The following is a 20,355-nucleotide window of genomic DNA, read 5'->3' on the forward strand; positions in this document are numbered from 1 at the left end:
GAACTCATCGCGCGGTGCCGCTCAAGAGGCTTTCGGCACTTTCATGCCTCGCCTCGTCCACGATGCGCCCGTCGCGCAGGAACACGACACGATCGGCGAACCCCGCGTGCCGAGCCTCGTGGGTGACGAGGATCCCCGCGGCGCCGGCGTCCACACGCGCTCGCAGCATCCGCAGCACCATCTCGCCGGTGACGGAGTCCAGCGCACCGGTCGGCTCGTCGGCGAGGATGAGGCGCCGCCCGCCCACCACGGCGCGGGCGATCGCGACGCGCTGCTGTTGCCCTCCGGAGAGATCGTCGGGGTAGGAGGCGAGCTTGTCCGCCAGGCCCACGGATGCGAGAGCGTCCTTACCCGCACGACGGGCCACGCGCCCGCGGAAGCCGTCGAGTTCCAGCGGGAGCGTCACGTTCTCGAGCGCGGTGAGAGTGGGGATGAGGTTGAAGTCCTGGAAGACGAACCCCAGCGATCGGCGGCGGAGCCTTGCGATCTCGGCGCGGGACTGCTCGCTGAGGTACGAGCCTTCGATGATCACCTCACCGCCGGTCGGCGTCGCCAGGCCTCCGGCGACCGAGAGCAGCGTCGACTTGCCCGAGCCGGACGCGCCCATGATCGCCACGAGCTCGCCCTGCCGGACTTCTAGGTCTACGCCCGACAGTGCCGAGACGGCAGTCGCGCCCTGTCCGTACTGCTGCGTGATGCCGACCAGCTGCAGAATCGTCTCGGTCATCTCGCCGTCGCCTCCTGGTTCGCGGGACGCCCGCGCTTCGGGCGCTCTGTCGCGAGTTCGAGTCCCATCGCGTGATCCGGATGCGGCGCAAGCCGCTGCTCGGTGTGGTCGAGCCAGCGCACCTCGGCCTCGGCGGCGAAGATCATCGAGTCCACCACCAGCGACCACGCGAGCTCTGCCGAACCTTCGGGGTCGCCGCCGGCGTACTTCGCGCGCTGCATGCTCTGCAGGTGTGAGAGCGACGCGCGTCGCTGCGCCTGGATGACCGCCGTGACATCGACTCCGGGAAGGGTGGCGGCCACGGCGAGCTTGATCGCCAGCTCATCGCGGGTCGCCTGCGTGCGGACGACGGGGGAGGAGAGCCACTGCGCGACCTCGGCGGATCCGGCATCCGTGATCTGCCAGTACACGTGGCCCTGATCGTCAGGTTCCCCGCGCTCGACCAGACCGTCCCGCTCGAGGCGTTCGAGGGTGTTGTAGATCTGGCCGACGTTCAGTGGCCACGTGGAACCGGTGCGGCGATCGAACTCCGCCCGCAACTGGTAGCCGTAGCAGGGCCCCTGGTCGAGGATGGCGAGCAGGCTCTGGCGAACGGACAATGCGACCTCCTGAAATGATTGCTGAGTAAATATATACACGGAAATGGTCAGCCGGCACCAGATCCGGCCGCTGCGGCGTGTTCGTACGCAGACGACGCAAAGGTCACCGGCCGGTAACATGGCGAGGTATGCCCGGCACCGAAGCCCGATCTGGGTGGCTGGGATTGACCCACAAAAGGGAGATGACTTAAGTGGCGAATCCTCTTGAGAAGCTGCTGCGCGCGGGCGAAGGCCGCGTCCTCCGCCGCCTGAACCAGGTCGTGAAGGCCGTGAACGCGCTCGAGGAGGACTTCGAGAAGCTCACCGACGACGAGCTCGCGAACGAGACGACCGAGCTGCGCGAGCGCTTCGAGAAGGGTGAGACGCTCGATCAGCTCATGCCCGAGGCGTTCGCCGCGGTGCGTGAGGCAGCCAAGCGCACCCTCGGCATGCGTGCGTACGACGTGCAGCTGATGGGCGGCGCGGCGCTCCACCTCGGGAACATCGCCGAGATGAAGACCGGTGAGGGAAAGACCCTGGTGGCCACCTTCCCCGCCTACCTCAACGCGATCGCCGGTCAGGGCGTGCACGTCATCACCGTCAACGACTTCCTCGCGTCCTACCAGGCCGAGCTGATGGGACGCGTCTACCGCGCGCTCGGCATGACCACCGGCATCATCGTGTCGGGTCAGACGCCCGCGGTCCGCCGCGAGCAGTATGCCGCCGACATCACCTACGGCACGAACAACGAGTTCGGCTTCGACTACCTGCGTGACAACATGGCCTGGCGCAAGGAGGACCTTGTCCAGCGCGAGCACTTCTTCGCCATCGTCGACGAGGTCGACTCGATCCTCATCGACGAGGCGCGCACCCCGCTGATCATCTCCGGTCCGTCCTCCGGTGAGGCGAACCGCTGGTTCACCGAGTTCGCGAAGATCGCACGCACGCTCGAGGCCGGCGAGGACTACGAGGTCGACGAGAAGAAGCGCACGATCGGCGTGCTCGAGCCCGGCATCGAGAAGGTCGAGGACTACCTCGGCATCGACAACCTGTACGAATCGGCGAACACGCCGCTGATCTCGTTCCTGAACAACTCGATCAAGGCGCTCGCGCTGTTCAAGAAGAACACCGACTACGTCGTCATGAACGACGAGGTCATGATCGTCGATGAGCACACCGGCCGCATCCTGGTGGGACGCCGCTACAACGAGGGGATCCACCAGGCCATCGAGGCCAAGGAGGGCGTTCCGGTCAAGGCCGAGAACCAGACCCTCGCCACGGTGACCCTGCAGAACTACTTCCGCCTCTACGACAAGCTCGCAGGCATGACCGGTACAGCCGAGACCGAGGCGGCCGAGTTCATGTCGACGTACAAGCTCGGCGTCGTGCAGATCCCGACGAACAGGCCGATGATCCGCAAGGACAACCCCGACCTCGTCTACAAGAACGAGACGGCGAAGTTCGCGCAGGTCGTCGAGGACATCGCCGCACGCCACGAGACCGGTCAGCCTGTTCTGGTCGGCACCGTGAGCGTCGAGAAGAGCGAGTACCTCTCACGACTCCTCGCGAAGAAGGGCATCAAGCACGAGGTCCTGAACGCGAAGAACCACGCGCGCGAGGCCGAGATCGTCGCCCGCGCCGGCCGCCTCGGCGGCGTCACGGTCGCCACCAACATGGCCGGCCGCGGAACCGACATCATGCTCGGCGGAAACGCCGAGTTCCTCGCCGTGCAGGAGCTCAAGTCCAAGGGGCTCGACCCGGCCGAGACGCCGGAGGAGTACGAGGCCGCCTGGGACGAGGCGTACGAGGCCATGAAGGAGGTCGTCGCCGAGGAGAGCGCGAAGGTCACCGAAGCCGGCGGCCTGTACGTGCTCGGCACGGAGCGTCATGAGTCGCGGCGCATCGACAATCAGCTGCGCGGGCGCTCGGGCCGACAGGGCGACCCCGGAGAGAGCCGCTTCTACCTCAGCCTCACTGACGACCTGATGAGGCTGTTCCAGTCCGGCGCCGCCGAGGCGATCCTGGCTCGCACGAACTTCCCGGATGATGTGCCGATCGAGTCGGGCCTGGTCTCGCGCGCCATTCGCAGCGCCCAGTCGCAGGTCGAATCGCGCAACGCCGAGATGCGCAAGAACGTCCTGAAGTACGACGACGTCCTCAACCGCCAGCGCGAGGCGATCTACGCCGACCGCCGTCAGATCCTGCACGGCGACGACATCGCGGACCGGGTGCAGCACTTCATCGAGGACGCCATCACCGGCGTCGTCACCGACCACACCGGCGAGGGTCACACCGAGAGCTGGGACTTCGATGCGCTGTGGACTGAGCTGAAGACCCTCTACCCGGTCAGCGTCACGATCGACGAGGTCGTCGCCGAGGGGCGCGGCCGCAAGGGCGGCATCACGACCGACGGGCTGACCCGCGAGCTGCTCTCGGACGCGAAGATCGCGTACGAGAAGCGCGAGGAGACGCTCGGCGAAGCGGCCACCCGTGAGCTGGAGCGCCGCGTGGTGCTGCAGGTCCTCGACCGCCGCTGGCGTGACCACCTCTACGAGATGGACTACCTCAAGGACGGCATCGGCCTTCGGGCGATGGCGCAGCGCGACCCGCTCATCGAATATCAGCGCGAAGGCTTCGCGATGTTCCAGTCCATGATGAGTCAGATCAAGGAGGAGTCGGTCGGTTACCTCTACAACCTCGAGGTCGAGGTGCGTCGTGCCCCCGATTCCGAGGCGACCGAGGTCGAGGCGAAGGGCCTCGTCACCGGTGGCGGCGAACAGCGGCTCGAATACTCCGCGCCGAACGATGCGGGCGAGGTCGAGGTGCGCAACGACCGCGGCCAGGTCAAGCAGGCGGCGCCGGATGCGGAGGCCGCGAGCGGCGAGCAGGCCCCGCGTGGCGCGTTCGGCCAGCGCACGGATGCTCCGGCGCAGACCCCGCAGAACCGCGAGCAGCGACGGGCCGCAGGCAAGAAGAAGCGCTGAGGCACGTTGAGAAAGCCTGCCGGTGAATGCCGGTAGGCTTTCTCAATGACCCAGTCGCGCCACTTCGACCAGTCGTCGAAGCTCAAGAACGTCCTGTACGAGATCCGTGGAAAGGTTCCGGCAGAGGCGGCGCGCCTGGAGGCCGACGGTCACAGCATCCTCAAGCTCAACACCGGCAATCCGGCCATCTTCGGGTTCGAAGCACCCCACCAGATCGTGCACGACATGCTGGCCGCGCTGCCGACCGCGCACGGATACAGCGACAGCAAGGGCATCATCTCCGCTCGCCGAGCGGTCGTGAGCCGCTACGAGCAGACCCCGGGCTTCCCCTCCTTCGGTCCGGATGACGTGTATCTCGGCAACGGAGTATCCGAGCTCATCACGATGACCATGCAGGCTCTGCTCGACGAGGGCGACGAAGTCCTGATCCCGGCTCCCGACTACCCGCTGTGGACGGCGATGACCAGCCTCGCGGACGGCACCCCTGTGCACTACCTCTGCGACGAGCAGAACGGCTGGGAGCCCGACCTCGAGGACATCCGGTCCAAGGTCACACCGCGCACCAAGGCGATCGTCATCATCAACCCCAACAACCCGACCGGCGCGGTCTACTCGCGCGAGGTGCTGGAGGGGATGGTGCAGATCGCCCGTGAGAACGAACTGCTGATCCTGTCCGACGAGATCTACGACCGCATCCTGTTCGATGATGCCGTGCACATCCCAACGGCGACGCTCGCGCCGGATCTGCTGTGCCTGACCTTCAACGGGCTCTCCAAGACGTACCGCGTCGCCGGATTCCGGTCGGGCTGGCTGGTCATCACGGGCCCGCAGCAGCACGCGAAGGGGTTCCTCGAGGGCATCACGCTGCTCGCCTCCACCCGGCTGTGCCCGAACGTCCCCGCGCAGCACGCGGTGCAGGCCGCACTCGGCGGCGTGCAGTCGATCGACTCGCTCATCGCGCCGTCCGGGCGTCTGCACGAGCAGCGCGACATCGCCTGGCAGGGACTCGAGTCGATCCCGGGGGTATCGTGCGTGAAGCCTCAGGGCGCGCTGTACGCGTTTCCGCGTCTGGATCCCGAGGTCCACGAGATCTACGACGACGAGAAGTTCGTCTACGACCTGCTGGTCGCCGAGCGGATCCTGCTCGTGCAGGGGACCGGGTTCAACTGGCCCACTCCGGATCACTTCCGCGTCGTGACGTTGCCCGAACCCCGCGTGCTGGGCGAAGCCATCGAACGGCTCGGGAACTTCCTCGCCGACTATCGGCAGTGACCGCGGTGCGCGGCCGGGCGGGCTCGAGATGCTCGGCCAGCCGCCGCACCGCCGCGACCAGCGCCGAGCGCGGTGTGACATCGGCCATCGGGCGCGCGTGCAGCAGGGCGGCATCGGCCGCTCGCTGATCGTGGGGCAGGAAGGTCACGTCCGTGATCCCCGCGAAGCGCTCGAGCGCGCGTCTGATCTGCCCACGCGCGTCGATTCCCAGCGGACCGGGCCGCGCCTGATTGGCGACGACGGCGATCCGGGCGGCCGGCCCCACCAGTCCTCGGAGTTCGGCGTGGTCACGGAGGAAGCGCGAGACCGAGAGGGGGTCGGCGCCGGTCACGGCGACGATGACATCGGCCTCGCGCAGCACGGCGGTCGTGGCGGCATGACGCCGGGGGCCGGACAGGTCGTCCGAAACCTCTTCGTAGGCGTCGAAGGCCGCTGACACATCGATCACGGTCTCCTCGGCCCAGTCGCGGCACACGCCGAGCGTCGTGCTCAACCGGTCGGCGGAGAGCTCCGGCCAGCGAGACGGACGGTTCAGGCCCGCGAGAACGTCCACGGCGCCTGCGCTGGTCTCGATGGCGACGGCGACGCGGCTGAGCTCGGCGGCATCCAGCCCGCCCAGCTCCGCACGTCGGCAGGCTGCGGCGATACCGGGGGCATCGTCGCCGAGGCCGAGCAGCAGGGCGAGCGACGGGGCGACGGTGTCGGCGTCGATCAGGGCGCAGCGGCGCCCGGTGCGAGCCAGTTCCAGCGCCAACTGGATCGCGATGGTAGAGCGGCCGGGTGCGCCGTGCGGACCCCACACTGCGACGATCCTGCGGCGTGCCGGTACCGGCCGCGCGGCGATTGGCGGTGTCTCCGCGGACAGCGCGTCGGCGATCCGCCAGACGTCGGCATCTTCGGGCAGCGCCTCGGGCAGTCCGTATCGGCTGAGCAGGCGCGTCTCGCCGACACCGAGGGTGACGATGCGCACCCCGGCGCGGTCGCAGGCTGCCACCAGGTCTGCGCTCAGAGCGGCGCGTGTCGCCGGCAGAATGAGCACGTCGGCTTCTGCAAGCAGGGCGGGCGCGATCTCCGACACGTCGACGACTCCGACGACGTGGACGCCGATGCGCTCGAGCTCGCTTCCGAGCACACTGCCGCGCTCCTCGGGCAGGGCTATCAGGGCCGAGGTCATGAGCCGGTTCCGAGCGGGACGATCGAAAGGGCGGCACCGCTGGTGATCGCGGCGAGCACGTCGGCGACGTCGGCGCGGTCGATCACGATCTCGACAGCCGCACTGCGCTGCGTGAGCATGCCGTCGGTCTCCGGTATCGAGGCGACGACGACGTCGGCGGCGAGGATGCGCGGCACGTCGAACTCGCCGTCGTCCTCGAGCCGAGGCGCGTACCAGAGCTCGACGGGCGTGCCGCTCTCGACCTTTTCCGGGATGCCGACGCTGCTGTCGATCACGATGTTGGTGGTGCGGCCGCTCTGCGCATCCGCCGTGGCGACTGCCGGAAGCAGCTCGCCGCTCTCGACCGTGCGTGCGGCGATCATGCCCGCGACGAGATCCTGCGGCGCCAGGTAGCCGTCGGCGACGGCGCCGAGGCTCACCTCGACGACCTGGAAGTCATCGGAGGTCAGCGCCTCGCCCTGGGTGATCGTGCGGTTGGCCTGCAGCACCGGCGTCGTCTCGCGCGAGGACGACACGATGAGCCAGACGCCGGCGATGGAGAGGATGACAAGGGCGATGCCGATGAGGAACCGGATATCACCCCAGAATGCGCGCCGGGCACGCGGTTTCGTCGTCATGCCCTCATCGTCACAGAATCGACCGACTCGAGGCGGAAGTTATCCACAGGACGGGCGAGTGGTGCGGGGTGGGTGGGCAGCGCAGCCAGAATGGAGCCATGGCCGATTCGCCCGCGTCTGCTCCTCGCTTCCTCGCGCCCGCGCAGGTCGCCGAGCTGCTGAGCATCGACGTCGACGAGGTGATCAGTCTGGTGATGTCCGGCCATCTGCGCGGCGCAAAGCTGGGCTCTCCGGCCCGTTGGCGGGTGGAGGAGACGAGCATCGCCGACTACCTGGCCGAGCAGACCGAGCAGGCGCGGCGGATGGCGCTGTGGCGCCAGGCCGATGAGGCGAGCTTCCCGGAAGTGTGGGGTCCGCAGGGGCGCGGCCCGCAGCATCCCTAGGAGTCACGCAGAGATCGCGGAGCCCGCGGTGCGCAGCCAGCGCAGCGTCGTGAACGGCACGATCCGGAACGCGCGCACGGCGCCGGCGAGGCGGGCTTCGCCCGCATCGTGCACGGCGAGATCCAGATGATCCTGTCCAGCGCGATCGATCGTGCCGTGCAGCACGTCGCCGTCGGTCAGGGCCACCCGCACGGCCAGCCGGCGCCGCGCGAAGTCGCGCATCAGGAATCCCAGCGTCATGCGCTCGCGAAGGCCGTCCGCGGCGACCGTGACGTCCTCCAGCGTGTCCAGGAGTGCGCCGTGGTGGGTCTCGACGCCCGTCACCGACGCCATCGGCGCGATCAGCGCGCTCGTGCCCTCGACCGGCTGGGCGGCGATCCAGTCCGCTCCCACCGCACGCAGGCGGCCGGAATGATGCTCGCCGCCCGACAGCCTGACGGTCACCGGCGCGTCGTTCTGCTGCAGCAGGAGCAGCCGGGTGCGCAGGGTTAGTTTCGAGATGCGCAGTCGCTCGGACTCCGCATCCAGCGCCGCGCGCTCCGCCTCCCACTCGGCGGCGAGCTGACCCTCGAGGTCCTCGAAAAGGCGATCCCAGTGCACACGGATGAGAGTACGGGACACGCAGCGGGCCGCGTACGAGTTATCCACATCTTCTGCGAACAGCCCGGCGAGCGCGTGTGCGCCCGTGCTGTACTGGCACGCACCACGTACCGAGAGTGACGATGATGACGCTTCAAGAGTATTTCGCACCGCAGCCCACCCCCGCATCGGACCTGCCCAACCCCGAGCCGCTGCTGCGAAGTCTCACTCAGGGAGTGCTCGAGGTCTTCGCCGGCGTGCGCGAGATCGATCAGCTCGCGCGCTGGTTCAGCGAAGAGGCGTTCCGAAGGCTCGGCGCGCGAGCCAACCTGTCTGCCCGTGCCCGCAGCGCGCGGGGCACGGCCCCGGCGAGACCCGTGTTCGACGTGCTGTCGATCCACGAGACGACGCCCGCTGACGGCATCGTGGAGGCGGTCGTCGTCGTGGCGGGCCCCGGTCGCACCAGGGCGGTCGCGATCCGGCTGGAAGGGCTGGACCACCGCTGGCGCGCCACGTCGTTCGCCGTGCTCTGACAGCCGTGCGCGCTGACTAGTCTTGAAGGGTGTCAACCCTCAGTGATCTCGTCCATGCCCAGGGCTGCCTGAACGACGAGGACGTCGAATGGCTCCACCGTCTCGCAGGCGACGGCCAGCTGCTCGCGGACCTCGCCTCAGCAGACATCGTGATCTGGGTCGCGACCGAGGACGGCTCGTTCGTCGCGGTGGCGCACACCCGGCCGAGCGGCGCGGCGACACTCTTCTACCGCGACATCGTGGGGGAGCGGGTGCGTCCGCAGTGGCGCACTCAGGTGCAGGGCGCCTTCGACTCCGGTGAGATCGTCGACTCGTCGTCCCCGGACTGGTTCGAGGAGACCCCGACCCGGGTGCGCGCGGTGCCGATCGTGCGTGCCAGACGCAAGGACGGCGAGGCCCCGCCCGTGATCGGCGTCGTCACCCGGCACACGAATCTCGGTGAGGTGCGTACGCCGTCGCGTCAGCAGATCACGTTCGACGAGTGCGCGAACGACCTGTTCCGCATGATCTCCTCCGGCGAGTTCCCGGACCTCGCCGCACCGACCTCTCCGCGCCGCGGTGCGCCCCGAGCCTCCGACGGGCTCATCCGGATCGATGTCGACGGCATCAGCACGTTCGCCAGCCCCAACGCGCTCTCGGCGTTCAACCGGATGGGCTTCGACGACGAGCTGGAGGGCGAGTCGCTCGCCGAGGTGACCACGCGCATCCTTCCGGCCACCCGTCAGGTCGACGAGTCGCTGCCGGTCGTGGTGACGGGCCGCGCGCCGTGGCGCACCGACATCGAGGCGCGCGGCGTCACCGTGTCGCTGCGCGCGATCCCGCTCAAGGATCACGGCACGCGCATCGGCGCGATCATCCTGTGCCGCGACGTCAGCGAGCTGCGGCACCAGGAGCAGGAGCTCATCACCAAGGATGCGACGATCCGCGAGATCCATCACCGGGTGAAGAACAACCTGCAGACCGTCGCCTCACTGCTGCGCATCCAGGCGCGTCGCACGCACTCCGACGAAGCGCGGGATGCCCTGACCCAGGCCATGCGACGGGTCGACGCCATCGCCGTGGTGCACGACACGCTCGCGCAGGGGCTCACGCAGAAGGTCGATTTCGACGAGGTCTTCCATCGGGTGCTCAAGCTCGTCGCCGAGGTCGCAGCGGCACCCAACACCAGGGCGCGTACGCAGTCGACCGGGCAGTTCGGCGTGCTGCCCAGCGAATACGCCACGCCGCTCGCGCTGGCGCTCACCGAGGTCGTCACCAACGCTGTCGAGCACGGCCTCGCCGGCAAGGAGGGCACCGTCACGATCGACGCCGCGCGCACCGAGGACAAACTGCATGTGTCGGTTCGCGACTCGGGGCACGGTCTGCCGGAGGGACGCGTCGGTCAGGGCCTGGGCACGCAGATCATCCGAACCCTGATCCAGGGGGAGCTGGGCGGGAGCATCGAGTGGCGCGGAGCCGAGGGCGAGGGCACGGAGGTGTCGATCGACATCCCGCTCCGATGGCTCAACCGGTGATGAGTCGAGTCGGGTCTCGTCCGCGAAGCGGACCTGACGCGATTCGACTCATGGTTGAGCGAGGCTCGCGAAGCGGGCCGAGTCGAAACCAACCGACTCGGGATCTCCGGCTCTCAGCTTGCGCGGCGGGCGCGTGCGGCGCGGCGCTTGAGGGCGCGGCGCTCGTCCTCGGAGAGGCCGCCCCAGACGCCGGAGTCCTGGCTGGTCTCCAGGGCGTACTGCAGGCAGATCTCGGTCACCGTGCAGGTGGCGCAGACAGTCTTCGCCTTCTCGATCTGGTCGACGGCGGGGCCGGTGTTCCCGACGGGGAAGAACAGCTCGGGGTCGACGGTCAAACAGGCAGCTTTGTCGCGCCAATCCATGGGGGCTCCTCGGTGTGGATGATCGGTGAGCGTTCGCGATGCGAAGGCTCCATTACGAGCGGCGATAACGGGTACGCCGCTCATCAGTAGTGCGAGCGGATGCTCGCCCCACGCCGCTGTGGGAGCACATGACTGTTAACATTGTGTTACAGCCAGGGCACGAAATCAAGGCTTTTCTGCCCACAAATCTGATTTCTCAGGAGGCAGCGTGTCAGACAGCATTGCGGGTTCACCCCGGCTGGCCGTAGCGGCGGCCGCGGTGCTCGCGATCGAGGGCGCGGCGCTGACGTTCTTCGCCGTCATCGAGCTGTTCGGGCTGGGAGCGGGACAGGCGGTCGTGCTCCCGACGGCCATCGCGCTGATCGTCCTGACCCTGATCGGAGCCGTAGCTCTGTTCGCCTTCGCCTTCGGCACGCGCCGCGGGCACACCTGGGCGCGCTCCGGCGGAGTGGTGCTGCAGGTGCTCGCCGTCGCGCTCGCACTGGCATCCTTCGGCGTCCAGCCGGTGCCGTGGATGTTCATCCTCGGGGTCGGGCTGCCCGGACTCGCCGGGTTCGTGCTGCTGATCGCGGCGTCGCGTCGCGAGGGCAGAGCCGAGACCGAGCCCGAAGCCCCCGCCGAGAGCTGATCAGGCGTCGACGCCGAGCGTCTTGCGGAGCCGGGCGACGTGTCCGGTGGCCTTCACGTTGTACTGCGCCACCGTGATCACACCCTGCTCGTCGAGGACGAACGTGGAGCGGATGACGCCCTCGACCACCTTGCCGTAGTTCATCTTCTCGCCCCACACGCCGTAGGCGCTGTGCACGGCGTGATCGGGGTCGCTGAGCAGCGGGAAGGTGAGACCATCACGGTCGCGGAACTTCGCGAGCTTCGACGGCTCGTCGCGCGAGACGCCGACGACGCGGTAGCCGGCGCCCTCGAGCGAAGCGATGCTGTCGCGGAAGTCGCACGCCTGCGTGGTGCACCCCGGCGTCATCGCCGCTGGGTAGAAGTACAGCACGGTCTTCTGCCCTCGCAGATCCGCCAGCGTCACCGGCGTTCCATCCTGGTCGAGCAGCGAGAAATCAGGGGCGGGGGTACCGGGTTCCAGTCGCAGGTTCGTCACCCCACCAGCCTACTTGCCGCTACCTGTCGGCGGAGTTCTGCTTGTCGGCGAAGGTCTGCAGCAGACGCTGCAGCGAATCCAGACGCGCGAGTTCGGCGGCATTGAGATCACCGGCCTGAGCCGCCTCGATCAGCGCGCAGTCCGGCGCATCGGCCAGATGCGTGCAGCCGCGCGGACAGCTCTCCGCTATCTCTGCGAGCTCTGTGAATGCGGCGAGGATGTTCGCCGGATCCACATGCCCCAGGCCGAAGGAGCGCACCCCTGGGGTGTCGATGACCCAGCCGGTGCCGTGCGCGTTCTCGTAGCGGAGCGAGACGGTCGAGGACGAGGTGTGGCGCCCGCGTCCGGTCACCTGGTTCACGTGCCCGGTCGCCCGTCCCGCGGAGGGGACGAGCTCGTTGACGAGGGTCGACTTGCCGACGCCGGAGTGCCCCACGAACACGGTCGAGTGTCCGACGAGTGCGTCGCCGATCTCGTCGGTGGGCATCTCGTCCTGCGCGCTGGTGAACACCTGCAGGTCGAGTCCGTCGAAGTGCGCCAGGAAGGGAGCCGGGTCGGCGAGGTCGGTCTTGGTGACGACGAGAAGCGGGCGGATGCCGGCATCCAGAGCCGCCACCAGGTAGCGGTCGACGAGGCGGGGGCGCGGCTCAGGATCGGCGGCCGCGACGACGACGAGCATCTGATCGGCGTTCGCGACGATCACGCGTTCCACCTGGTCGGTGTCATCGGCGCTCCGACGCAACAGCGAGGTGCGCGGGGTGATGCCGACGATCCTGGCGAGGGTGCCCTCGGCGCCCGAGGTGTCGCCGACGACCCTGACCTGGTCGCCGGTGACGATGGGCGTGCGGCGCAGCTCGCGCGCACGCGTGGTGGTGATGATGCGCTCGTCGTCCGCGCCCTCGTCCAGCATCACGCTGTATCGGCCGCGGTCGACGCCGAGCACCCTGCCGACCTCGGCGTCCTCGTGCGCGGGGCGCCGCTTGGTGCGGGGGCGGTTCGCCTTGGGGTTCGGGCGGGCCCGGATGCTGCTCTCGTCGAACTCCTCGAACTCGTCGTCGAGGTCGTCGTCCGGGTCGAGCCAGCTCACGCGCCGGTGCCTCCCACCACGGTGTCCGACGCAGCGGTGCCGTCCAGCATCCGCTCCCAGAGCCGGGTGAACTCGGGCAGGGTCTTGGCCGTCGTGCCGATGTCGTCGATCACGACACCTGGCACACCCAGACCGATCAGCGCACCCGTGGTCGCGATCCGGTGGTCGTGGTGCGCCGCCCAGGCCCCGCCGTGCAGCGGGCGGGGGATCACTCGCAGCCCGTCGGAGAGCTCCTCGACCTCGCCGCCGAGAGCGGTGAGGTTGCCGATCAGCGCGGCGATGCGGTCGGTCTCGTGCATGCGGATGTGCCCGATGCCGCGGATCGTCGTCGGGGCGTCGGCGAAGGCGGCGAGCCCCACGATGGTGGGGGAGAGCTCGCTCGCGGCGGACAGGTCAAGGTCGAGGCCGCGGATGCCGTCGCCTGCGCGCACGGTCATGGTGCCGCTGTGCCGGCCGACGTGCGCGCCCATCGCCTGGAGGATGTCGGGCAGCAGCGCGCCGGGCTGAGTGGAGTGCAGCGGCCAGCCCGTGATCGAGACCTCGCCGCCGGTGACCATCGCCGCGGCCAGGAACGGTGCGGCGTTGGACAGATCGGGCTCGATCGCGATCTCCTTGGCGCGGGGGACGCCGCCCTCCACCAGCCACTCGCCGGTCGCCGGCCGCTCGATGCGGATGCCGCGACGGCTCAGCGACTCGATGGTCATGTCGATGTGCGGCAGGCTCGGCAGGTGGTCGCCGGTGTGCACGAGGTGCAGGCCGACGTCGAACCGGGGAGCGGCCAGCAGGAGACCGGAGACGAACTGACTCGATGCCGATGCGTCGATCTCGATGCGCCCGCCGCGGATGCGGCCATGACCGCGGATCGTGAACGGCAGCGACCAGGTGCCCTCGTCGTCGATGTCGACGCCGAGGTCGCGCAGGGCGGTGATCATGGCCCCCATCGGGCGGTGCAGCGCACTCTCGTCGGCGGTCAGGTGCACGTCCTCCGCGGCGAGTCCGGCCAGTGGCGCGATGAACCGCATCACGGTGCCGGCCTGGCCGCAGTCGATCGTGGCGTCGCCGCGCAGCGGGGCCGGCGTCACGACGAGGTCGGGACCGAACTCGCCGTCGCCGTCGGACTCCTCGATTCCGATGCCGAGGGCGCGGAGCGCTTCGATCATGCGGCGGGAGTCATCCGAGTGCAGCGGAGCGATCAGACGGCCGGGGCCGTCGGCGATCGCAGCGATCATCAGCTCGCGGTTGGTGAGTGACTTCGAGCCCGGAATGGTCAGCGTCGAGTGCACAGCGCCGGCGGCTGCGGGCGCTGTGTAGGCGCCCGTGGCAGGAGAAGGGGAATACGTCGTGTCGCTCATCGGTTCCAACCTTAGTGAATGGCCCCGAGAACGCTGAGGGAGGAGAGGCGATGATCGCGACGCTGGAACGTCGGTTGGAAGACGTCGTCGGCCTAGACTGGCCGATGATGGATGACACGACACCTGCAGACGCCACAGGCGCCGCTCAGCGCGAGTTCGAGGAACAGGCGATCCCCTTCATGGATCAGCTGTACGCGGCGGCCATGCGCATGACGCGCAACCCCGCCGACGCATCCGATCTCGTACAGGAGACGTTCGTCAAGGCGTTCGCGTCATGGTCGTCATTCACGCAGGGCACGAACCTCAAGGCGTGGCTGTACCGCATCCTGACCAACACGTACATCAACATCTACCGCAAGAAGCAGCGGGAGCCGTTCCAGGGCACGATCGACGAGCTCGAGGACTGGCAGATGGGCGGTGCGGAATCGACCACGGCCACGCACGGCCGCTCGGCGGAGGCCGAGGCGATCGACCGGATGCCGGCATCCGTCGTGAAGGACGCCCTGCAGCAGGTTCCTGAGGACTTCCGGCTCGCCGTCTATCTGGCGGACGTCGAGGGCTTCGCCTATCAGGAGATCGCCGACATCATGAAGACCCCCATCGGCACCGTGATGAGCCGTCTGCACCGTGGCAGGCGGATGCTGCGGGAGCTGCTGGCAGATTACGCCGCGGAACGGGGAATCACCGCGGCCACCACGAGGAGCAAGAAATGACCGATTGTGGCTGCGACAAGGCCCGTCAGGATCTGGAGGAGTACCTCCGCAACGAGGTGTGCAAGACCGAGCACGCGCAGATCCGTGAGCACATCGAGAACTGCCCGTCCTGCCAGGGGGAGGCGCTCGTCGCCAGCACCCTGACCGAGGTCGTGGCGCGCGCATGCAAGGAGACCGCTCCCGAGGAGCTGCGCGACCAGGTGCTCGCCAAGCTCCGGGCCGCGCAGGTCGCAGCGCACTGACCCGCGTCGGCGCGCTCCCATAGGCTGGGACGATGACCGACGCACGCCGCACCCCCGTCGACCCCTCATCCGCCGAGCGCCTGGCAGGCCAGGACCTGACCTACCGGCTCATCGACACAGGGTCGGATGCCGACACCGAGGCGTTCCTGCGTGCGGACGCGCGCGGCTTCCTCGGCGAGGAGCCGGCGGCCGATGTCGTCGCGGCCGATCGTGCGGGGATACGGGACCGGCGCAACGTCGGGGTGTTCGAGGCCGGTGCGGCCGTCGGCACCTGGCCAGTCGCGACCGTGAACTCCTGGGTCGCCCCGCTGACCGTTCCCGGCGGCGAGGTCGACATGTGGGCGATCAGCTCCGTCACGGTGTCCGGCACGCACCGCAGGCGCGGCATCGCGCGTGCCCTGCTCGAGGGCGAGCTGCGGGCCGCTGCATCCGCCGGCGTTCCCGTCGCAGGTCTCACGGTGTCGGAGGCCACGATCTACGGCCGTTACGGCTTCGCATCCGCCGTGCCCGTCGCGAAGATGACGATCGACACGCGACGTGCGGGGTGGGCGGCGCCGTCGCCCGCCGGTCGCGTCGAGTACCTCGAGAAGGAAGCACTGAAATCCACCCTCGCCGCAGTGCACGAGGTCGAGCGAACCCAGCGCGCAGGGCAGATCGCGGGGTGGGACCTGCGCTGGGGCCGGATGACCGGCGTCGCGCCGGGCAACTCGTCCGCGGCGAAGGTGCGCGGCGTCCGCTATCTCGACGAGCACGGGAACGTGCGCGGGGTGATGGTGTACACGCTGAACGACATCCCGGGCGCCTTCCGCTCGGAGATGGCGATCTCGCTGCTGTCGACGGTCACCGCCGATGCGTTGACGGCCCTGTGGGCGTTCGCGCTGCAGCACGATCTCGTCGACAGGGTGACCGCAGACCTGCGTCCCATCGACGACCCGCTGCCGTGGCTGGTCGCTGATCGCCGCGGGGTCGAGGTCATGGTGCACGATCACGGCTGGCTGCGCATCCTCGACATCCAGGCCGCGCTGTCGGCGCGCACCTACCGCGCGCCGCTGGACATCGTGCTGCGCGTGGACGATGCACTGGAGTTCGCCGCAGGGTCGTGGCGCCTGACCGTCACCGACGGCTCGGCTGCGGTCACGCCGGTGGAGTCGGGCGCGGCGGACGTCGTTCTCGACATCGGCGCGCTCTCGGCGATCTACGTCGGCGGCGTCAGCGCCGTTCAGCTGCGCGCCGCAGGACGGCTGGATGCCACGGCAGAGGTCGCGGCATCCATCGACGACGCGTTCCGGGCAGCTCAGGCTCCCGTCCTCGGCATCTGGTACTGAGCACTACCGGACACCGAGGACGGGGCGCCCGGGCGCTCAGCCCAGGGTGAGTGCGCGCGCCAGGAGGTCGGCCTGCTCGATGGCGTGGACCTTCGACGAGCCCGTCGCCGGCGACGCGGACGCCGCGCGTGCGACGACGCGGAAGCCGCGCTCGCGGACCTTGTCGAACTCGAGGGCCAGGAACGGCCAGGCGCCCTGGTTCTCAGGCTCGTCCTGTACCCAGAACAGCTCGGCGTTCGGGTAGGAGTCCGTGATCTTCTTCAACGCGTCCATCGGCGTCGGGTAGAGCTGCTCGAGGCGCACGAGGGCGATCTCGGGGTTCGGGTTCTTGTCGAGCTCGCTGCGCAGGTCCCAGTGGATCTTGCCGGAGTGCACGAGGACGCGCTTGACGGCATCCCGGGTCAGCCCGCGGTCGTCGTCCAGCGCCGGCTCGAACCGGCCCCGAGTGAAGTCCTCGACGCTGCTGGTGGCGCCGCGCAGACGCAGCATGGCCTTCGGCGTGAAGACGATGAGCGGCTTGCGCGGGCGGGCGTACGCCTGGCGGCGAAGCAGGTGGAAGTGCGATGCCGGAGTGGACGGCCGTGCAACGATCATGTTGTCCTGCGCGCACAGCTGCAGGAAGCGCTCGATGCGGGCCGACGAGTGGTCCGGTCCCTGTCCCTCGTAGCCGTGGGGGAGCAGGAGCGTGACGCTGGAGTGCTGCCCCCACTTCTGCTCGGCCGACGAGATGTACTCGTCGATCACGGCCTGCGCGGTGTTGGCGAAGTCGCCGAACTGCGCCTCCCACAGCACCAGCGCCTCAGGAGCCTCGACCGAGTAGCCGTACTCGTAGCCCATCGCGGCGTACTCGCTCAGCAGCGAGTCGTAGATGAAGAAGCGGCCCTGGTTATCGGACAGGTTCGACAGCGGCAGCCATTCCTGGCCGTTCGCGCGATCGTGCAGCACGGCGTGACGCTGCACGAACGTGCCGCGGCGAGAGTCCTGGCCGGCCAGGCGCACCGTGGTGCCCTCGACGAGCAACGAGCCGAATGCGAGCAGCTCGCCGAAGCCCCAGTCGATGTTGCCCGTGCGGGTCATCTCGACGCGCTTGTCCAGCAGCTGCTGGATCTTCGGGTGCACCGAGAAGCCCTCGGGCTTGTTCGCGAACGCCTCGCCGATGAGCGAGACGACCTCGGAGGAGATACCGGTGATATCCGGTTCGCCGACGGTCTCGTCGACGGCGGGAAGGTCCGGGGCGATCGGCGTGGCGCCGGTCTCGGCCGCATGCGTCTCGGCGAAGGCGATCTCGAGACGGTTCTGGAAGTCTTCCTTCGCCTGGGCGTACTCCTCCTCGGTGATGTCGCCGCGGCCGACGAGCGCCTCGGTGTACAGCTTGCGGACCGAGCGCTTGGCCTGGATCAGGTCGGTCATCAGCGGCTGCGTCATCGACGGGTCGTCGCCCTCGTTGTGACCGCGGCGGCGGTAGCAGACCAGATCGATCACGACGTCGCGGTGGAAGCGCTCGCGGTACTCGAAGGCGAGCTGTGCGACGTGGATGACCGACTCGGGGTCATCGCCGTTCACATGGAAGATCGGCGCCTGGATCGTCTTGGCGACGTCGGTCGCGTATACGGAGGTGCGGGCATCCGTCGGCGTCGTGGTGAAACCGACCTGGTTGTTCACGACGACGTGGACCGTGCCACCGGTGCGGTAGCCGCGCAGCTGGGACATCTGCATGGTCTCGACGACCACACCCTGTCCTGCGAACGCGGCGTCGCCGTGCACGAGGATCGGCAGCCAGGAGAACGTGCCGATGGGCTTGCGGTCCTGCTTGGCGCGGACGATGCCCTCCAGGACGCCGTCGACGGTCTCGAGGTGCGACGGGTTGGCTGCGAGGTACACGGGCAGCTCGGACTTGTCGTCGGCGACGAAGGTGCCTGCGGTGCCGAGGTGGTACTTCACATCCCCTGAGCCGCGCTGGTTGCCGGGCATCTGCGTGCCCTCGAACTCGCGGAACACCTGTCCGTAGGTCTTGCCGGCGATGTTGGTGAGCACGTTGAGGCGGCCGCGGTGGGCCATGCCGATCGCGGCGCCGTCGAGGCCCGCGGTGGCTGCACCCTGGAGGATCTCGTCGAGCAGCGGGATCAGCGACTCGCCGCCCTCGAGGGAGAAGCGCTTCTGCCCGACGAACTTCGTCTGCAGGAAGGTCTCGAACGCCTCGGCCTCGTTGAGCTTGCGGAGCACCCGGAGCTGCTCGTCGTGGCCCGGCTTCTGGTACTTGACCTCGACCTTCTCCTGGAACCACCGGCGCTGCTCTGGGTCCTGGATGTGCATGTACTCGATGCCAAGGGTGCGGCAGTACGAATCGCGCAGCACGCCGAGGATGTCGCGCAGCTTCATGACGCGCTTGCCGCCGAAGCCGCCGGTGACGAACTCGCGGTCCAGGTCCCAGAAGGTGAGGCCGTGGCTCTCGATCTCGAGGTCGGGGTGCGAGCGCTGCACGTACTCGAGCGGGTCGATGTCGGCCATGAGGTGGCCGCGCACTCGGTAGGAGTTGATGAGCTCCTGCACCCGGGACTGCTTGTCGACGCGCTCGGCGAGGTCGACCGCGATGTCGGCGTTCCAGCGGATCGGCGCGTAGGGGATGCGCAGGGCCGCGAAGATCTCGTCGTAGAAGTCGCGCTGGCCGATGAGCAGCTCGTGCGCCTTCTTGAGGAACTCGCCGGAGCCTGCACCCTGGATGACGCGGTGGTCGTAGGTGCTGGTGAGGGTGATGGTCTTGCCGATGCCGAGCTCGGCGAGCGTCTTGGGGCTCGCGCCCTGGAACTCGGCGGGGTACTCGAGGGCGCCGGCGCCGATGATGCAGCCCTGGCCCTTCATCAGGCGCGGCACCGAGTGCACGGTGCCGATGCCGCCGGGGTTCGTCAGCGACACGGTGGTGCCGGCGAAGTCGGCCGCGGTCAGCTTGTTGCCGCGGGCGCGCGTGACGAGGTCCTCGTAGGCGGCGAGGTATTCGGTGAACGTGAGGGTGTCGGCGTGCTTGATGCTCGGCACCATGAGGGCACGGGTGCCGTCGGGCTTGGGCAGGTCGATCGCGATGCCGAGGTTGACGTGGGCGGGAGCGACGACGGAGGGCTTGCCGTCGATCTCGGCGTAGTAGACGTTCTGGCTCGGGAACTCCTTGAGCGTCTGGATCAGCGCCCAGCCGATGAGGTGCGTGAAGCTGACCTTGCCGCCGCGCGAGCGGGCCATGTGGTTGTTGATGACGATGCGGTTGTCGATCAGCAGCTTCGCCGGGATGGTGCGGACGCTCGTCGCGGTCGGGACTGTGAGCGACTGATCCATGTTCGCGGCGAGCGTCTTGGTCATGCCGCGCAGCGTCGTGACCTTGTCCTCGTCGGCCGCGGTCTCCTCGGCGGGCTTCGCCTTGGGAGCGGGCTTCGGCGCCTGGGCGGGGATCGGAGCCTGCTTGGCGGGCTTGGCCGTGGTCTTCGCCACCGGCTGAGAGCCGATCACCGGCACGGGCGCGGTGACGGGATGCTGGTCATTCGGTGCGCTCGCCGCGGGGGAGGCGTTCGCAGCGGGTGCGGCATCCGGCGTGTAGTTCTCGAGGATCGGCCACCACTCCTTGTCGACGGAGTTGCGATCGGCCTTGAACTGTTCGTACAGTTCGTCGACGAGCCAGGAATTGGCTCCGAAATCCCCGTCGTCCGAACCCCCGACGCCGGCTACCTGGTTGGCCACGCGTTATCGCCCTCTTTCATCGCTGAAGTTTGTTCGCGCGCGAGTTCGGGAGGCTCCCGGGTTCGCGCGTCCGCCTTCTAGCCTA

Annotated in this window: 19 protein-coding genes; 9 read left to right on the forward strand and 10 right to left on the reverse strand. The window is 68.6% G+C overall.

Annotation, left to right across the window (positions count from 1 at the left end; translation table 11 throughout):
* Window positions 1-4: 4 nt before the first annotated feature.
* Both MAE01_RS00825 and MAE01_RS00830 read right to left on the reverse strand, forming a co-directional pair.
* Complete coding sequence (locus tag MAE01_RS00825; protein WP_147037658.1) at window positions 5-727, reverse strand: ABC transporter ATP-binding protein; 723 nt, start codon at window positions 725-727, stop codon at window positions 5-7.
* Complete coding sequence (locus MAE01_RS00830) at window positions 724-1,326, reverse strand: PadR family transcriptional regulator (protein ID WP_147037659.1); 603 nt, start codon at window positions 1,324-1,326, stop codon at window positions 724-726. Before MAE01_RS00830 ends, MAE01_RS00825 begins: the two co-directional genes overlap by 4 nt.
* Window positions 1,327-1,517: 191 nt before the next feature.
* Here MAE01_RS00830 and secA point away from each other — a divergent pair, with 191 nt between their 5' ends.
* Both secA and MAE01_RS00840 read left to right on the forward strand, forming a co-directional pair.
* Entirely contained in the window at window positions 1,518-4,289 is a 2,772-nt protein-coding gene (gene secA, locus MAE01_RS00835; protein WP_147037660.1) for a preprotein translocase subunit SecA, read from the forward strand.
* 45 nt (window positions 4,290-4,334) lie between these two features.
* Window positions 4,335-5,561 (forward strand): pyridoxal phosphate-dependent aminotransferase, encoded by a 1,227-nt coding sequence (locus MAE01_RS00840; protein WP_147037661.1) that lies wholly within the window; start codon window positions 4,335-4,337, stop codon window positions 5,559-5,561.
* Here MAE01_RS00840 and MAE01_RS00845 read toward each other — a convergent pair.
* Both MAE01_RS00845 and MAE01_RS00850 read right to left on the reverse strand, forming a co-directional pair.
* Window positions 5,452-6,735 (reverse strand): CpaE/TadZ family protein, encoded by a 1,284-nt coding sequence (locus MAE01_RS00845; protein WP_147037662.1) that lies wholly within the window; start codon window positions 6,733-6,735, stop codon window positions 5,452-5,454. The two genes, MAE01_RS00840 and MAE01_RS00845, sit on opposite strands and share 110 nt — an antisense overlap.
* The gene (locus tag MAE01_RS00850; RefSeq protein ID WP_147037663.1) at window positions 6,732-7,352 is read right to left on the reverse strand and encodes an SAF domain-containing protein; all 621 of its coding nucleotides are present in this window, start codon (window positions 7,350-7,352) and stop codon (window positions 6,732-6,734) included. The genes MAE01_RS00845 and MAE01_RS00850 overlap by 4 nt, the downstream gene beginning before the upstream one ends.
* Window positions 7,353-7,450: 98 nt before the next feature.
* Here MAE01_RS00850 and MAE01_RS00855 point away from each other — a divergent pair, with 98 nt between their 5' ends.
* Window positions 7,451-7,735: a helix-turn-helix domain-containing protein gene (locus MAE01_RS00855; RefSeq protein WP_147037664.1), complete on the forward strand. Its 285-nt coding sequence runs from the start codon at window positions 7,451-7,453 to the stop codon at window positions 7,733-7,735.
* Window positions 7,736-7,738: 3 nt separating this feature from the next.
* Here the strand turns inward: MAE01_RS00855 and MAE01_RS00860 are convergent, their stop codons facing one another.
* A complete protein-coding gene (locus MAE01_RS00860) occupies window positions 7,739-8,335 on the reverse strand; it encodes a hypothetical protein (RefSeq protein ID WP_147037902.1) in 597 nt (198 codons plus the stop codon).
* A gap of 125 nt (window positions 8,336-8,460) precedes the next feature.
* Between MAE01_RS00860 and MAE01_RS00865 the strand changes: the two genes are divergently transcribed.
* Window positions 8,461-8,847: an Rv3235 family protein gene (locus MAE01_RS00865; RefSeq protein ID WP_147037665.1), complete on the forward strand. Its 387-nt coding sequence runs from the start codon at window positions 8,461-8,463 to the stop codon at window positions 8,845-8,847.
* A 29-nt stretch (window positions 8,848-8,876) separates the two neighbouring features.
* Window positions 8,877-10,361 (forward strand): sensor histidine kinase, encoded by a 1,485-nt coding sequence (locus MAE01_RS00870; RefSeq protein ID WP_147037666.1) that lies wholly within the window; start codon window positions 8,877-8,879, stop codon window positions 10,359-10,361.
* Between the two features lie 113 nt (window positions 10,362-10,474).
* On the opposite strand, the gene MAE01_RS00875 is transcribed toward MAE01_RS00870, so the two are convergent.
* Window positions 10,475-10,723, reverse strand: coding sequence for a WhiB family transcriptional regulator (locus tag MAE01_RS00875; RefSeq protein WP_017203224.1), 249 nt, complete (start codon window positions 10,721-10,723; stop codon window positions 10,475-10,477).
* Window positions 10,724-10,931: 208 nt separating this feature from the next.
* On the opposite strand from MAE01_RS00875, the gene MAE01_RS00880 reads away from it, so the two are divergent.
* Window positions 10,932-11,351 (forward strand): hypothetical protein, encoded by a 420-nt coding sequence (locus MAE01_RS00880; protein ID WP_147037667.1) that lies wholly within the window; start codon window positions 10,932-10,934, stop codon window positions 11,349-11,351.
* Here the strand turns inward: MAE01_RS00880 and bcp are convergent, their stop codons facing one another.
* The 3 genes from bcp to aroA are packed head-to-tail and all read right to left on the reverse strand — an operon-like array spanning window position 11,352 to window position 14,267.
* Entirely contained in the window at window positions 11,352-11,828 is a 477-nt protein-coding gene (gene bcp, locus MAE01_RS00885; RefSeq protein ID WP_147037668.1) for a thioredoxin-dependent thiol peroxidase, read from the reverse strand.
* Between the two features lie 19 nt (window positions 11,829-11,847).
* Entirely contained in the window at window positions 11,848-12,915 is a 1,068-nt protein-coding gene (gene rsgA, locus MAE01_RS00890; RefSeq protein WP_147037669.1) for a ribosome small subunit-dependent GTPase A, read from the reverse strand.
* A complete protein-coding gene (gene aroA / locus MAE01_RS00895; protein ID WP_147037670.1) occupies window positions 12,912-14,267 on the reverse strand; it encodes a 3-phosphoshikimate 1-carboxyvinyltransferase in 1,356 nt (451 codons plus the stop codon). Before aroA ends, rsgA begins: the two co-directional genes overlap by 4 nt.
* Window positions 14,268-14,317: 50 nt before the next feature.
* On the opposite strand from aroA, the gene MAE01_RS00900 reads away from it, so the two are divergent.
* The 3 genes from MAE01_RS00900 to MAE01_RS00910 are packed head-to-tail and all read left to right on the forward strand — an operon-like array spanning window position 14,318 to window position 16,547.
* Window positions 14,318-14,980, forward strand: coding sequence for a sigma-70 family RNA polymerase sigma factor (locus tag MAE01_RS00900; RefSeq protein WP_147037671.1), 663 nt, complete (start codon window positions 14,318-14,320; stop codon window positions 14,978-14,980).
* Window positions 14,977-15,222, forward strand: a complete 246-nt coding sequence (locus MAE01_RS00905) for a zf-HC2 domain-containing protein (protein ID WP_147037672.1) — start codon at window positions 14,977-14,979, stop codon at window positions 15,220-15,222. Before MAE01_RS00900 ends, MAE01_RS00905 begins: the two co-directional genes overlap by 4 nt.
* Before the next feature lie 32 nt (window positions 15,223-15,254).
* Window positions 15,255-16,547 (forward strand): GNAT family N-acetyltransferase, encoded by a 1,293-nt coding sequence (locus MAE01_RS00910; protein ID WP_147037673.1) that lies wholly within the window; start codon window positions 15,255-15,257, stop codon window positions 16,545-16,547.
* A 36-nt stretch (window positions 16,548-16,583) separates the two neighbouring features.
* Here the strand turns inward: MAE01_RS00910 and MAE01_RS00915 are convergent, their stop codons facing one another.
* Entirely contained in the window at window positions 16,584-20,270 is a 3,687-nt protein-coding gene (locus MAE01_RS00915) for a multifunctional oxoglutarate decarboxylase/oxoglutarate dehydrogenase thiamine pyrophosphate-binding subunit/dihydrolipoyllysine-residue succinyltransferase subunit (RefSeq protein ID WP_147037674.1), read from the reverse strand.
* Between the last annotated feature and the right edge of the window lie 85 nt (window positions 20,271-20,355).

The sequence above is a fragment of the Microbacterium aerolatum genome, from assembly GCF_007988825.1.
Classification (GTDB): domain Bacteria; phylum Actinomycetota; class Actinomycetes; order Actinomycetales; family Microbacteriaceae; genus Microbacterium; species Microbacterium aerolatum.

Excerpts from the sequence above, each read along its gene's own strand:
- MAE01_RS00875 (WP_017203224.1), bottom strand. The coding sequence starts at position 10,723 with ATGGATTGGCGCGACAAAGCTGCCTGTTTGACCGTCGACCCCGAGCTG.
- MAE01_RS00855 (WP_147037664.1), top strand. The coding sequence starts at position 7,451 with ATGGCCGATTCGCCCGCGTCTGCTCCTCGCTTCCTCGCGCCCGCGCAG.
- aroA (WP_147037670.1), bottom strand. The coding sequence starts at position 14,267 with ATGAGCGACACGACGTATTCCCCTTCTCCTGCCACGGGCGCCTACACA.
- MAE01_RS00825 (WP_147037658.1), bottom strand. The coding sequence starts at position 727 with ATGACCGAGACGATTCTGCAGCTGGTCGGCATCACGCAGCAGTACGGA.
- MAE01_RS00845 (WP_147037662.1), bottom strand. The coding sequence starts at position 6,735 with ATGACCTCGGCCCTGATAGCCCTGCCCGAGGAGCGCGGCAGTGTGCTC.
- MAE01_RS00900 (WP_147037671.1), top strand. The coding sequence starts at position 14,318 with ATGATCGCGACGCTGGAACGTCGGTTGGAAGACGTCGTCGGCCTAGAC.
- MAE01_RS00840 (WP_147037661.1), top strand. The coding sequence starts at position 4,335 with ATGACCCAGTCGCGCCACTTCGACCAGTCGTCGAAGCTCAAGAACGTC.
- MAE01_RS00910 (WP_147037673.1), top strand. The coding sequence starts at position 15,255 with ATGACCGACGCACGCCGCACCCCCGTCGACCCCTCATCCGCCGAGCGC.
- MAE01_RS00865 (WP_147037665.1), top strand. The coding sequence starts at position 8,461 with ATGACGCTTCAAGAGTATTTCGCACCGCAGCCCACCCCCGCATCGGAC.
- MAE01_RS00905 (WP_147037672.1), top strand. The coding sequence starts at position 14,977 with ATGACCGATTGTGGCTGCGACAAGGCCCGTCAGGATCTGGAGGAGTAC.
- MAE01_RS00850 (WP_147037663.1), bottom strand. The coding sequence starts at position 7,352 with ATGACGACGAAACCGCGTGCCCGGCGCGCATTCTGGGGTGATATCCGG.